General features: G+C 63.1%; 12 protein-coding genes. 5 read left to right on the top strand and 7 right to left on the bottom strand.

The features are described from left to right. A partial coding sequence (locus HW554_RS19345; protein WP_176910178.1) for a hypothetical protein occupies positions 1-716 on the bottom strand: 716 nt, incomplete at its 3' end. A gap of 177 nt (positions 717-893) precedes the next feature. On the opposite strand from HW554_RS19345, the gene HW554_RS19340 reads away from it, so the two are divergent. The 4 genes from HW554_RS19340 (at position 894) to HW554_RS19325 (ending at position 6257) form a co-directional block, all read left to right on the top strand. Further along, positions 894-3092, top strand: a complete 2199-nt coding sequence (locus HW554_RS19340) for a TonB-dependent receptor (protein ID WP_176910177.1) — start codon at positions 894-896, stop codon at positions 3090-3092. A 288-nt stretch (positions 3093-3380) separates the two neighbouring features. Further along, positions 3381-4085, top strand: coding sequence for a hypothetical protein (locus HW554_RS19335; protein WP_176910176.1), 705 nt, complete (start codon positions 3381-3383; stop codon positions 4083-4085). Positions 4086-4203: 118 nt separating this feature from the next. Further along, positions 4204-5325, top strand: coding sequence for a sensor histidine kinase (locus HW554_RS21050; protein WP_176910175.1), 1122 nt, complete (start codon positions 4204-4206; stop codon positions 5323-5325). 137 nt (positions 5326-5462) lie between these two features. Further along, positions 5463-6257 (top strand): LytR/AlgR family response regulator transcription factor, encoded by a 795-nt coding sequence (locus HW554_RS19325; RefSeq protein ID WP_246285499.1) that lies wholly within the window; start codon positions 5463-5465, stop codon positions 6255-6257. 195 nt (positions 6258-6452) lie between these two features. Here the strand turns inward: HW554_RS19325 and HW554_RS19320 are convergent, their stop codons facing one another. From HW554_RS19320 to HW554_RS19300, 5 genes are all read right to left on the bottom strand, one after another. Next, entirely contained in the window at positions 6453-7244 is a 792-nt protein-coding gene (locus HW554_RS19320; RefSeq protein WP_176910174.1) for a LytR/AlgR family response regulator transcription factor, read from the bottom strand. A 132-nt stretch (positions 7245-7376) separates the two neighbouring features. After that, positions 7377-8396, bottom strand: coding sequence for a sensor histidine kinase (locus tag HW554_RS19315; protein ID WP_176910173.1), 1020 nt, complete (start codon positions 8394-8396; stop codon positions 7377-7379). A gap of 38 nt (positions 8397-8434) precedes the next feature. Next, a complete protein-coding gene (locus tag HW554_RS19310) occupies positions 8435-9391 on the bottom strand; it encodes an alpha/beta fold hydrolase (RefSeq protein ID WP_176910172.1) in 957 nt (318 codons plus the stop codon). A 153-nt stretch (positions 9392-9544) separates the two neighbouring features. Then, positions 9545-10366 carry a hypothetical protein gene (locus tag HW554_RS19305; protein ID WP_176910171.1) on the bottom strand — a complete coding sequence of 274 codons (822 nt, stop codon included), beginning with the start codon at positions 10364-10366 and terminating at the stop codon, positions 9545-9547. Positions 10367-10423: 57 nt separating this feature from the next. Further along, positions 10424-10888 (bottom strand): ABA4-like family protein, encoded by a 465-nt coding sequence (locus HW554_RS19300; protein ID WP_176910170.1) that lies wholly within the window; start codon positions 10886-10888, stop codon positions 10424-10426. A 164-nt stretch (positions 10889-11052) separates the two neighbouring features. Between HW554_RS19300 and HW554_RS19295 the strand changes: the two genes are divergently transcribed. Further along, positions 11053-11754 (top strand): hypothetical protein, encoded by a 702-nt coding sequence (locus tag HW554_RS19295; protein ID WP_176910169.1) that lies wholly within the window; start codon positions 11053-11055, stop codon positions 11752-11754. An 84-nt stretch (positions 11755-11838) separates the two neighbouring features. Here HW554_RS19295 and HW554_RS19290 read toward each other — a convergent pair whose 3' ends face one another. After that, on the bottom strand, positions 11839-12975 hold the full coding sequence (locus HW554_RS19290) for an AMP-binding protein (RefSeq protein WP_176910168.1): 1137 nt from the start codon (positions 12973-12975) through the stop codon (positions 11839-11841). Between the last annotated feature and the right edge of the window lie 194 nt (positions 12976-13169).

Raw genomic sequence — 13169 nt, 5'->3', positions numbered from 1 at the left:
TAAGATGAAAGGTAACAGGACTCAGGTGCTTCGATGAACTGCTGGATAGATTTCAGCGCCGAAATCTTGGGCTTTGAATTTAGTTTGCGTATTGATTGCCAGTCTACTTGTACTGCTTTAAGGTATCGGGCTATATACTCATTAGTTATGGCGGCTTCCTCCAATGCGACCCTGATATTTATGTCTGGACTAATTTTCTGCGCTAACTCAATCAAATAATCACTTTCCCATTCTTCTGAATCATCGGCCAGCTCACAACCTCGCACACCTGCCACGTGCAACAAGGCATCAAGCCCATCTAAGCGCACGAATTCCCATTCGCCATCGTAAGCATAGTCAGCAGACTTTCCCAGTTTGTACCGTTGGTAAAATGCAGCACGGGCCCCCGCATTGCCTTTTTCGGCCAACTGTCCGGCCATATCAAAAAGCTGCGTTAAGCCCCAGGACGCTTCACGTGTAGCAACCAGCGCAGTCAGGATTTGGCTTATCGTTTTCTCACGTCTACTGCGGGGCTCAAGCAGTTGAACCAACTCCAGTACGTAAGCTCCCCGACTGTCCTCACACTGCGGGTCGTAGGCGTAATTGGTGCAGGCCGCTTTCAGAATATCGGCGGAGAAATTAACCTCCGGGTGCGCCCGCATCAGCAGATGCGCCCGGCCGGTGCCGCGGCGGATGGCGTCGCGAAATAGACGCTTGATACGGGTGGTTTCAGTCATTGGGGCAAGAGAAGTTGCACTGGCGAAAGTAAGTCAATCATTTTGGCCCGGCTTAGCTGGCAACTGACAATTAGCGACTCAACGACGCTTCATCCGCCTCATCCGACGCTTCGGTAACGGCGAGTTTCAGCGGCCCCGGCGGCGGCGCACTTTTGGGCATCACTTCACCGCCCCGCCATGAAACGCCTCCTGCTCCTGCCGCTGCTCCTGCTGCTTACTTGCGCCAGCTTCGCCCAAACCACCCTGCGCGGTACCGTGCGCGACGCCGGTGGCCAGGTATTGCCGGGTGTAAACGTATTTGTGCGCGGCACCTTCGATGGGGCCAGCACCGACTCGCTGGGCCGGTTTCGGTTTGAAACCAGCGCCCCGGCGGGAGTTTACGTGGTGCAGGCCAGTCTGCTGGGCTTCATTACGGCCGAAAAGCCGCTGACACTGCCCGCCCCAACTGCGCCGCTAAACTTCGTGCTGAAAGGCGCGCCGCACGCGCTGGGTTCGGTGGTGATTACGGCCGGGGCCTTCGAGGCCAGCGACGAGCACCGCAGTGCCGCCCTCAACACCCGCGACATTCAAACCACGGCCGGGGCGTTGGCCGATGTGGCGGCGGCTTTCAACACGCTGCCCGGCACCACCCGCGTGGGCGAGGACGGCCTGCTGTTCGTGCGGGGCGGGGCGGCCTCCGAAACCAAGGTGTATCTGGATGGCATGGTCGTGCAGAACCCGTTCAATGCCACCGTGGCGGCGGTGCCGGCCCGGGGGCGGTTTTCGCCGTCGCTTTTCAAGGGCACCGTGTTTAGCACCGGCGGCTACTCGGCGCTGTATGGGCAGGCGCTGTCGGGGGTGCTGCTGCTGAACTCGACCGACCTGGCCCCCGAAACCCAGACCGGGCTGTCGGCTACCTCGGTCTTTCTGGGGGCCTCGCGCACGAAGCGTTGGGAGCGTACTTCGCTGGCCCTGAGCGCCGACTATACCAACCTGACGCCCTACGCCAGGCTGCTGCCCCAGAACGTGCGTTGGGACCAGGCCCCGCGCGGGCTGGCCTCGTCTGTGAGCCTGCAGCACCGCACCGGCCAGGCCGGCATGATGAAAGTGTACGGCACCTGGACGGGCCAGCAACTGCAGATTGGGCAGCCCAGCCCCGAGCCGGCCGGCATGCAAACCGTGGGGCTACGCGGGGCCAACGCCTACCTCAACGCTACGTTTCGGGGGCCGCTGCGCCGGGGCTGGAGCCTGCAAAGCGGCGTGGCCCTGAGCCGCGACGACCAGCACCTGCGCCCCGACTCGGTGCGGCTGCGGACGCTGGAGCAGGCGCTGCTGGGCCGGCTGGTACTCACCAACGACTCGGTACATGCCCGTTTCAACCTGAAAATTGGGGCCGAAGGGCTGGTGCAGCAGGTGAGCCAGACGGTGCAGCCCAACGCCGCCAGCCCGCTCAGGTTCCGGCCGGAATTTGGTGAGCAGCGCCTGGCGGGCTTCGTGGAAAGTGACTTTCAGCTGAGCGACCGGCTGGCGGGCCGGGTGGGTGGGCGCACCGAGTATTCGGGGCTGCTGGGTGGCTGGAACGCCGCGCCCCGGCTGGCGCTGGCCTACCAGACCACCGCGAACAGCTCGCTCTCGGCTGCTTACGGCCACTTCTACCAAACGCCCGACAACAGCCTACTGCTGGCGGCCGCGCCCCGGCTGCGCTTCGAGCGGGCCCGGCATGCGGTGCTTGCCTACCAGTACACCCACAACGGCCGGCTGCTGCAGCTCGAAGGCTACCACAAAACCTACACCCACCTCACCCGCTTCGACGGCCAGCAACCCCGCAACCCCCAGGCGTACGACAACGGCGGCTCGGGTTACGCCCGCGGCCTCGACTTGCTCTGGCGCGACCGGAAGAGCCTCAAAAACCTCGAATACTACATCAGTTACGGCTTCCTGGACACCAAACGCCAGTACCGCCACGACCCGGTGCTGGCCGTGCCCACCTTCGCGGCCCGCCACAACGCGTCGGTGGTGACGAAGTACTGGGTGCCCGCGCTGCATACGCTGGTTGGGGCCACCTACAGCTACGGCAGCCCCCGCCGCTACCACGACCTCAACCAGCCCGAAGCCGGCTACAACCAGGGCCGCCTGCCCGCCTTCCAGGACCTGAGCCTGAACGCCAGCTACCTCACCAAGCTGTTCGGGCAGTTTACCATCGTGCATCTGGCCCTCAACAATGTGCTGGCCCAGCCCAACGTGTTCGGCTACCGCTACGCCCAGCGCTCCGATGTCGCCACCGGCCAGCGCAACCGCGTGGCCATTACGCCCACCGCCCCCCGCATGGTGTTTCTGGGCGTGTTTGTCAGCGTCAACAAGAAGAACCCCGCCAGCGTGAACGAGCGGCCGGAATAGAACGGGCTATTCGCACGGTGTAGGGGCGGGGCTTGTCCCCGCCCGCCGGCAAAACGAGCCAAATAGGCCCTTACACACTCGTTCAGCAGGTCCGTTTGATGGCGGGCGGGGACAAGCCCCGCCCCTACACCGTGCGAATAACTGATAACCGGGCACCTGCCCCCACGCCTCATCCGGCTTATCCGACGCTTCGGTAACGGAAAGTTTCGGCGGCGGCGGCCAGGAGCCACCTTTGAAACAGCAAACCGCCAGCATCTTTTTTCTCAACTCCTTAACCACTTTTTAGCCATGAAAAAGCCCCTGCTCACCCTCGCCTTCGTTGCCGCTTCCCTGGCCTCCTTCGCTCAGCAGCCAGCCACTGCTGCCGCTGCCCCGGCTGCTGCCGTTCCGGCCACTGATGCCTACACCACCATGATGACGGCCGCCGTTGCGGAGCTGATGAACACCGGCGACCCGGCCGTGCTGCGAACCAGCGCCGCCAAAATGGAACGTGCCGCCGCCGTAAAGCCGCACGACTGGCTGCCCCGCTACTACCAGGCCTACGCCCTGCTCATCCACACGTTCCAGAGCAAGGAAGACGGCGACGCGAAAGACAAAACCCTCGATCAGGCCGAGGCTGCCCTGGCCCAGGCCCGCAAGCTGGCCGGAGCCGACGAGTCAGAGCTGTTGGTGCTGCAGGCTTACATCCATCAGGCCCGGCTGAGCATCTCGCCCATGCTGCGCTCCATGAAGTATTCGGGCATGGTGAACGGGGCAGTAGAGAAGGCCATTCAGCTCAACCCCGCCAACCCTCGGGCCTACTTGGTGCAGGCCAACAACCTCTACTTCACACCGGCCATGTTTGGGGGTGGGGCCGAGGTGGCTAAACCGATTTTCCTGAAGGCCAAAGCCCACTACGCCACCTTCAAACCCGCTTCCCGGTTGTCGCCGAGCTGGGGCGAGCGGCAGGTGAACGGCCGGCTGAAAACCTACGAAACGGCCGCGGTAAAGTAAGCCGGCAGCGGGCAGGGGTGGGGCAGTACCTACCCGGTCGCGGCCTCACCGCTGCCCGCTGCGCTGGTTTCGTTCGCTTTTAATACCTTCCAGTCCAAACGCCGCCAAGGCCCCACCCGTGAAAGTCGAATCCATCCCCGCATGTGCTGCTTCGGCTGCCCCACTACCAACCACGGCTGCCGAATGCAACAACCTTTCGCTCTACTACCCGCACCGGAATTTGTGGAAGGGCCTGGGACTGATGACGCTGTTTTCGTTTGGGCTGGCGCTGATATTCAACGCAGGAAGACACCCTGTCTGGAGCGAGCAGTTCCTGGTAACCTTTGCGTACAACTTTTTCTATACCAACGGCTTGTGGCTTGCCAATGGCTACCCCTCGGAGTGGCTTAACCGCCACGTCGACTGGACGGAGCACCCGTTGCGGCGGTTTCTGCTGACGATTGGCCTTTCGATGGTGCTGTCGTTGCTGGTTATTGTCGTTGTTGCGGGCGGGTTTCGGGTGTTTTATCACCACAAAACACTTAGCTCGCTGAGCTGGATGGAATTCATCATGCCGCTGCTGATAACGGTGGTTGTGTCGTTGTTTATGCACAGCCGGGCGTTTCTGATGGGCTGGCGCGAAACGGCCATCCGGGCCGAGCGGCTGCAAACCGAAAACGCCCGCGCCCAGGCCGATTCGCTGCGCCGCCAGCTCGATCCGCACTTCCTGTTCAACTCGCTCAACGCGCTCACCTCGCTCGTAGAAGACGAGCACGACCCGGCCCGCGCCTCCCGCTTCATCCGCCAGCTCAGCCAGGTGTACCGCTACGTGCTCGACCACCAGGACCAGGAACTGGTGCCGCTGACTGAGGAGCTGGCTTTTGCCGAGAGCTACCTTTTTTTGCAGCGCACGCGGCTGGGCGAAGGCGTACAGGTAGAGATGCGCCTGCCCCCGCCCGACGAGCTGCAGGAGCTGCTGGTGCCCCCGCTGGCGTTGCAGCTGCTACTCGAAAACGCCCTCAAGCACAACGCTACCTCCCGCCACAACCCGCTACGCCTCGTCATCGAGTTCGATGCGCAAACCCGCCAGCTCGTAGTGCGCAACTCGCGCCTGCCCCGCCTGGTAGCCGAGGGCGAATCGACGGGCCTGGGGTTGCCCAACCTGCAGGCCCGCTACGCCTTCCTCACGCCCAAACCTGTGCTCATTACTGAATCGGAAACGGAGTTTGCCGTAACGCTGCCGGTGCTGGAGCTGCGGTGAGTTTGAAAAGATTGTAGCGCAAAGCTCCAGCTTCGCGCGTCGTTGAACGGCATTTTCCGGTAGTCAGCAACGATCCGCGAAGCTGGAGCTTCGCGCTATGACTGATCAATTTTTAACTCTTAACCGATGGTTCTCAATTGAAACCTCTCCGCGCCCTCATTATCGAAGACGAGCCGCTGGCCGCCACGCGCCTGGCCGGGCTGCTGCAAAAACAGCCGATGCCGGTAGAAGTGGTGGGCACGGCCGAATCGGTGGCCGAAGCTGAGGCGCTGCTGCGGAACCCCGGCACCGCGCCCGACGTGCTGCTGCTCGATATCCATTTGGCCGATGGCCTGAGCTTCGAGCTGTTCGAGCGGCTGGAAATCCGCTGCCCGGTCATCTTCACCACTGCCTACGACAAATACGCGCTGCGGGCTTTCAAGGTGAACAGTATCGACTACCTGCTCAAGCCCATAGCCCCGGAAGAGCTGACGGCCGCTCTGCAAAAACTGGTGCAGCGCCGCGAAGCGGCAGCCCCAGCCCCACCAGCGTTTGATGCAGCCCTGTTGGCCCAGGTGCTGGCGCAGGCCCGGCAGCCGGCCCGCGAGTACAAGTCACGCTTCGTGGTGCGCGTGGGCGAGCACCTCAAAGCCGTGCCGGTCGAGGATATTGCCTACTTCGCCAGCCTCGAAAAAGCTACCCTGCTGCACACCCACGAGGGCCGCCGCCTGGTAGTCGATTACACCCTGGAACAGCTGGAAGCCCTGCTCGACCCGCGCGAGTTCTTCCGCCTCAACCGCGCCTACCTGGCCCGCGCCACCGCCATCCGCGACATTATTCACTACACCAACTCGCGCCTACAAACCGTTCTGCAGCCCGCCCCGCCCGACAACGAAACGGTGCTCGTGAGCCGCGAGAAAGTCAGCACCTTCAAGGAATGGCTGGACCGGTGAGATGATGAACAGGTGAAAGAGTGAGTTGATGTTCGAAAAACTTGCCGGCCCAAATGGCGCATTCAGGCTCTTAGAACGAAGCTGTTTAGGAAGTAACCGGAATCAATCAGAACGTCATGCTTCATCTGGCGTCCGCGTAGCCGAAGCATGACGTTCTTTTGACTTTTTGAACAGCTTCAACGCCAACTCACTTATTCACCGTTCCAGCCATTGCTTCACTAAAGCCGCCTTCTCCCGGCTCACCAGCACTTCCTCACTCGGGGCCGGCTGCAGAGCCACCAGTAGCTTGCCGTTGAAGTGCGGGTGCAGGCGCTGCACGGCGGGTAGTTGGGCGATGAGTTGGCGGTTGAGGCGGAAGAATTGAGTCGGATCGAGCAGGGTTTCGAGCTGCTCCAGCGTGTAATCGACCATGAAGCGGCGGCCGTCGAGGGTGGCGAGCGTGGTGGTTTCGTGGCGGCTCTGGAACCAGGCGACCTGGGTGGCGGGCAGCGGAAGCAGCTGCTCGCCGTGGCGCACCAGAAACCGGGTTTTGTGCGCGCGCTCGGGGCGGGGCAGCGCGTCGAGCAGGCGCTCCAGGCGCTGGGCCGGTGCATCGGCTTCGGGTGCCTCGCTGGGTTTGGTTGGGCGCACGGTGGGCCAGCGGCGCAGCTTTTCGAGGGCAGCCGTTAATTCAGTCAGCTTCACCGGCTTCAGCAGGTAGTCGATGCTGTTGGCCCGGAAGGCGCGGATGGCGTAGGCGTCGTAGGCGGTGGTGAAGATAACCGAGCTGCTCACCACCGTCTGCTCGAACACGTCGAGGCTCAGCCCGTCGGCCAGCTGAATATCGGACAGAATAAGGTCGGGCGCGGGGTTGGTATCGAGCCAGTCGAGGGCCCCGGCCACGGTATCAAGCACGGCCAGCACCTGCGCTTCGGGCGCAGCCTGGCGCAACACCCGTTGCAGCCGCTCGGCGGCCGGGTACTCATCTTCGAGCAGCAAAACAGTCATTGGGGAGGTGAAGAGAGGGTTAGGAGGTGATAAGGTTATTATGGGGTGATAAGGGTAGGAGGTAGTGGAGCAAGAAAGAACGCCACATGCTCAGCATGACGTTCGTTTTAGGTCCGGTTCGCGCACCGTTTCTCACTGCTCACTTTCCAACAGCGGCAGCTGCACCCGAAACCAGCCGGCTTCGGCGGTTACCACCATGGGTTGGGGCGCTTGTAGCAGCGTGTAGCGGTGGCGTACGTTGCGCAGGCCGGTGCCGGTGCCCGGTACCAAGCCGGCTGGCCGGGGCCGTAGCGTGTTTTCGACGGTGAAGTAACCAGTGGCGGCATCGGCGCTCAGGTGTAGGGTCAGCGGCTGTTCGCGGGAGGCTACGTTATGCTTGAGGGCGTTTTCGACCAGCAACTGCACGCTTAATGGGGCCACCCGGCGTTGGTGCAGTTCTGCCGGTACCTCCATTCGCACCTGCAGGTTGTCGCGGAACCGGACTTTGTGCAGGGCCAGGTAGGTATCGACGAAGGCCAGCTCTTCGGCCAGCGAAACGGTGGGCTGCTCGCGGGCCAACAGCACGTAGCGGTACACGTCGGCGAGCTGCTCCACGAAATCCTGGGCCGCTTCGTTTTCGGGCTCTATCAGGGCTGAGAGGGTGTTGAGCGAGTTGAACAGGAAGTGCGGGTCGAGCTGACTTTGCAGGGCTTCCAGTTGGCTTTGCACCCCGGCGCTTTGCAGCTGTTCGGCTCGGCGCACGTTTTCCTCCCACTGCCGGAAAAAATTCCAACTCTCATAAATCAGCTGCACCACCACTGTCGGCACCATGTTCAGGCCGAACTCCGCTAGGTAGCCGCTCCACGAAAAGTGCCCCTGCTGTGCCCAGGCCGATACCAAGTGAATAAGCAGCGTAACCAGCGCGGTGGTAGCGGTATTGATAATGGCCAGCCACCACAGCCGTCTCCGGGTCTGCCCAACTCCTGGAAACCGTCGAAACAGCGCGAACCACAGAGCGCGGCCCGTCAGCCAGAACGCAGTGGTAAATACCAGCGAGATGCCCCAATTCAGGAAAAACACTGGCACAGTGCGGATGTGCAGCAGGCCCCGGGGTAGCAGCGCCAGCAATGCCATCACCGGGATGCCCACCAATAAAAAACGACGGTCGTTCATGCAGCTAAAAGTAGCAGTTTAGCGGGCACCTTGGGCGTCTAGCGGCTGCGAGGCAGCTGGCGCACGAAGGCGTGCACGGCCTGCTGCAGCTCGCGGGGCGCGTCCAGAAACGGGGTGTGGCGGCCGGGCAGCACGACTACCGTTTGGCGGGGGAAGCGGAAGCTACGGTAGTGCTCGGGGCCGGTCAGGTAGTCGTCGGCGCCGGTGAGTACCAGCACGGGCATCGTGAGGGCGGCCGTGGCGGGCGTATGGTCGAGGATGTAGCCACCCGGGTTCTGGAACATGTTTTTGGCGAAATCCTGGTTGGGTTTCTGACCCTGCATCAGCCGGTTTACCCGCGCCGCCGACGAGTCGGACGTGTACTGGAGCTGGTTGTAGAGTCGCTGCTGCTGGAGCATACCCGTTACCATGAAGTAGCGTTGGGGCAGGGGCGCGGCGGCATCCAGGGGCGGGCGGGTGGCGGCGGGCAGCAGGGTATAGCCGTAGGCCGTGGTGGCTTCCATGGCGGCGGGCAGGTTGAGGATGCTGTTCACCAGAACCAGCGCCTGCACGCGCTCAGGGTGCTTTTGGGCATAAGCTGTGGCCAGAATCCCGCCGAAAGAGTGGCTCATCAGCGTCCATTTTTCGAGTTGCAGGTGCTGGCGCAGCTCTTCCATATCCTGCACCTGCCGCTCCAGCGAGTAACTGGTCCGCGGGGCGCTGGCGGAGCGGCCGCTGCCGCGCTGGTCGAGGTACACCATCTGCAGATCCTTTTCCAGCGCCGCACCAGCCAGCATTTCCACCGCCTGGCTGCCCGTGCCGGGGCCGCCGTGCACGAACAGGCAAACCGGACCTTTGCCAGCCACCCGCACATAAAGCCGCACGCTATCGGAGGTAGTGAAATTCTGGCGGCCGGCGGGCAGTGCCCCGGCCGTGGCAGCCGGTAAGGGAAGCAGCAACAGCAGCGTGAGCAAACCGGTAAGCAGCCTAGTCAGGGGGCGAAATAGCGTTTTCATGGGAGAAGGGAGAAGAGGGAGAAGTTGTTGTTGATGCTTCAAATCTCCCCAAACCCCTGCGGCGAAACTACCCTAAACCGGGTGAAACGGCGGCGGGCCCGGGTGAACCGGGAAAAGCCGCGGGCCAGCCGCCGACGCACCCGGCGCGGTGGCTCAGGCGGGCAGCAACGGCACCCCGCGCAACGCCAGGGCAAACAAACCGGCCACGGCCACGGCGTACAGGGCTGCCCCCAGCCAGGTGAGCAGTACGGCGCGGCGCGGGAGCCAGCGGCTGAGCGCCCAGCCGAGCAGCGGCACGAGTTGCAACGAGTGCAGCCCCAGGAAGTGGGCCGGGCGCAGGTCGCCGGCGCGGGTGCTCCAGCCCAGGCCCGGCAGGCCGGGGCCGCCATCGGGGGTGCCCACGGTATGCTGGTTCAAATGAATCATCATGCCACCCAGCACCGAGCCTACCAGGAACAGCGCCAGGCCCAGCCGCACGCCCCACACGTAGCCGGCCGGTCCGGCCGGCCGATGCCGCCATACCAGGTACACCGCCCAGACCGTAAGCAGCGTATTTACCAGAATAAACAGGCCCATCACCCCAAAAACGACCCCATCGAAGAGGCTGGCGTTGTTAAAGTGCGAGCTAGTACCGCGGGCCGCCTGCAGGAAAACGCAGCCGATTTCCACCACCATGCTCAGGCCCACGCCCCAACTCAGCCCGCGCACGGCCCGCTGGGCCCGGGCGGGCAAACCGGCCAGCAGCCAGCCCAGCGTCCAGACGTACAGTGTTACCGAAACGGCGAATTTGGCCGGTTTCAGCCACACTGCCAGGCCCGTGACCACCCGCCCATCGAAGGGCAGCAGCGCCAGGGCCAGCAGCAGCAGGACCACGTGCAGCCAGCCCACCAGGCTTAGCACAGGGTTGGCGTGGTACAGGTGGCGCAGCTTGTCGGTTACCGTGCCGGGCCAGCGCGGGGTGTTTCCGGCAGGCATATCAGGCTGAAGGGCGGTTTGCGGAAAAGAGTCAGCAGTAGCCATAGCAGGGACTTTCTAGGAGGATGAGGAAGACGAGGAAACCAGGACAGACACCGGCTGGTAGAAGCGCCGTAGCCCCGCATAAAGCAGCAGCCCCACCGGGCCCAGCAGAAATGTGAGCAGCAGACAGGGCACCAGCAGCGCGTGGGGCACCCCACGCCGCCGCGCATCCAGGCTTTCCCAGATGCCCAGGCACAAATCGAAACACAGGTAATGCACCCAGCCGGCCAGCAGCCCCCAGGGGTTGCGGAACAACACCGCCACATCGGCTAGCGAGCTGAAGCCCCCTTCCACCGCGCCTGGACCCAGCAATTGGTAGCCAATCAGGAGTGCATAGGCGGTGGCTAGCAGCAGCGGTAGTGCCCCGCTCAGCACCAGCCACCGCGTAACGCGCCAGTTCGGGGCCAGCACTAGCAGGGCCCAGCCTAGCAGCGCTATCGGGTTGGCCACGGAAAACAGGAAGTCAGGGGAGAGCGGCATGGGCAGCGAGGTTGATTGGGGAGCCAAAAGTGTCCCTCGCAGACCCCAAATCCTACTGTTTTCCGGGTGAGCCGACACCAGCCGGGGGCGAAGCAGCGGCCTTGCTGGGGCGAGCCGACGCCATACGGCCAACCACCACGCCGCCCACGTCGTACCTTTACGCTGTGAGAGCCCGTTCCTTTTTTGCTGTGTTCCTGCTGCTGGCCGGGGCGCTGGCTGCCCGCCCTGTCCGGGCCGATAGCCCCCCCGATTCGTCCTTCGTGCGCGAACGACACCGCCGGCCAGTGTTTCAGATCGACCAGCGGTTTTCCATCATCAACGGGAAAGTGGCCGGCATCAACGGGTTGCGCGGCGGCATAGAGTGGCGCGGGCGCTGGCGGGCGGGCTTGGGTTTCTACCGCCTTTCGGGGGGGCTGCGCACGCGCCAGGCGCTGCCCGAGGGCCTGCCACCGGGCACCCGCGACGAAATCCGCTTCCGCTACGTGGCCGGCTACGGCGAGTACGTGTTCATTGGCAACCGGCGCTGGGAGCTGAGCGCGCCGCTGCAAGTTGGGGCGGGCTTCTACTACACCCGCTTCTTTCTGCCCGATGGTAACACCGAACGCAGCTCGCGGCGGGTGATTTATCTGGTCGAGCCCTCGGTGGCGGCCCACTACCGTATTTTTCGCTGGGTAGGCATTGGGGTCGGCACCGGCTACCGGCAGGTTTTCGCCTCCGGCCAGCAGCCCAAAGACCAGATCAGTGGCTACATCTTCTTCGCCCGCGCCAAGCTGTTTCTAGGCGACTTATACAAAGTGGTGCGCGGCCGCGAACGGCTCCTCGACCGGGATTGGGTAGTAGAGGAAGATTTCAGAAGCGAAAAGTGAAAAGCAAGAAGTGACACAAAGGGCGCCACATGCTCAGCATGACACGTCCTTTGTGTCACTTCTTGCTTTTCACCTCTAAAACCCTTAACCCAACGTAGCCTTTCGGTCGAGCTTGCCGGAGGGGGTGGTTTGGAATTCGGGGATGAAAACCAACTGCCGGGGCACCTCGTAGCGGTCCAGGCGTTGGCCGAGCAGCTCGCGTAGCTGCTGCTGCCCGGCTTCAGGCAGCGGCTCACCCTCCACAAAAGCCGTTACCTGCTGGCCCAGGCGCGCATCGGGCTGGCCGGCTACAAAGGTTCGGCGGTTGAGGCCCAACTCCATCAGGGCCAGTTCCAGTACGCGTTCTACCTTTTCAGCCGCCACCTTTACGCCGCCGCTGTTGATGACGAAATCGGCCCGGCCCAGCCACTCGAAGCTGCGGCCGTCGGGAGCCAGGTTGATGAGGTCGTTGGTGACGATGAGCTCGTCGTTGGTTACGTCGGCGCGCACCGTGAGGCAGCCGCGCTCATCCTGGCCCACCGCAATGCCGGGCAGCACCTGGTAGGCGGCGCCGGCCTGCGGGCCGTTGAGGCGGCGCAGGGCAATATGCGAGGCCGTTTCGGTCATGCCGTAGGTCAGGTACACGGGTACCGTCAACTGCTCAATTGCGTGGGCCTGAGTGCCCTCTACCGGGGCGCCACCCACCAGAATAGCCCGTAGCTGGTTGAGGCGCGGGGCCTGGCCGGCTGCCAGTAGCGCCTGCATCTGCAGGGGTACGAAGGAAGCAAAATCGAAGGTGGCCTCGGGCATTACCAATGCCAGCGGGTTGGCCTGCGGCTCCACAATGGTCAGGTGCATGCGCCGTTCCAGCCCGCGCACCAGCATCATCAGCCCGCCCACAAATTCGCAGTTCAGGCACACCAGCAGCCGTTCGCCGGGCCCCAGGTCGAAGTAGTCGCCGGTGCGGCGGGCCGAGGCTTCGAGCTGCTGGCGCCGGAAATGCACTGGCTGTGGTGGCCCTGTCGAGCCCGAAGTAGTCAGGGTGAACTCCTGGGCCCCATTGAGCCACTCGCGCACAAAGTCGAGTACCCGGGCCTCGTAGCCGTTCAGCTCGGCCGGAGCTAAAGCAGGGTACTGCTGAATGTCGGCGTAGCGAAACTCCCGGCCGTTAAGCAGCAGCGAATCGGGGAGCAGACTGGCGGGGGCAGCAGCGGATTCAGCAGGAGGGAGCGAGGTTTTCATATAGTGGAAGAACAGACAAGTTAGCAGGCCTCACGCAAGAGAGACGGTAAGCATGTAGCGTGAGCCGCAGCACAGCGAAGCGAAGCGCCGGCTTCGTGTACGTCGAACGAAATCGGGTGGAAGTCCGCATCGATACGCGGAGTTGGTGCTTTGCGCATCAATGCCCAGTAAATTTTCTAAACGAGGCAATACGT

The sequence above is a fragment of the Hymenobacter lapidiphilus genome (genome assembly GCF_013377885.1).
In the GTDB taxonomy this organism is placed as follows: Bacteria; Bacteroidota; Bacteroidia; order Cytophagales; family Hymenobacteraceae; genus Hymenobacter; species Hymenobacter lapidiphilus.
Note: the sequence above shows the minus strand (reverse complement) of the source record. Positions and strands in the feature narration are given on the sequence as shown.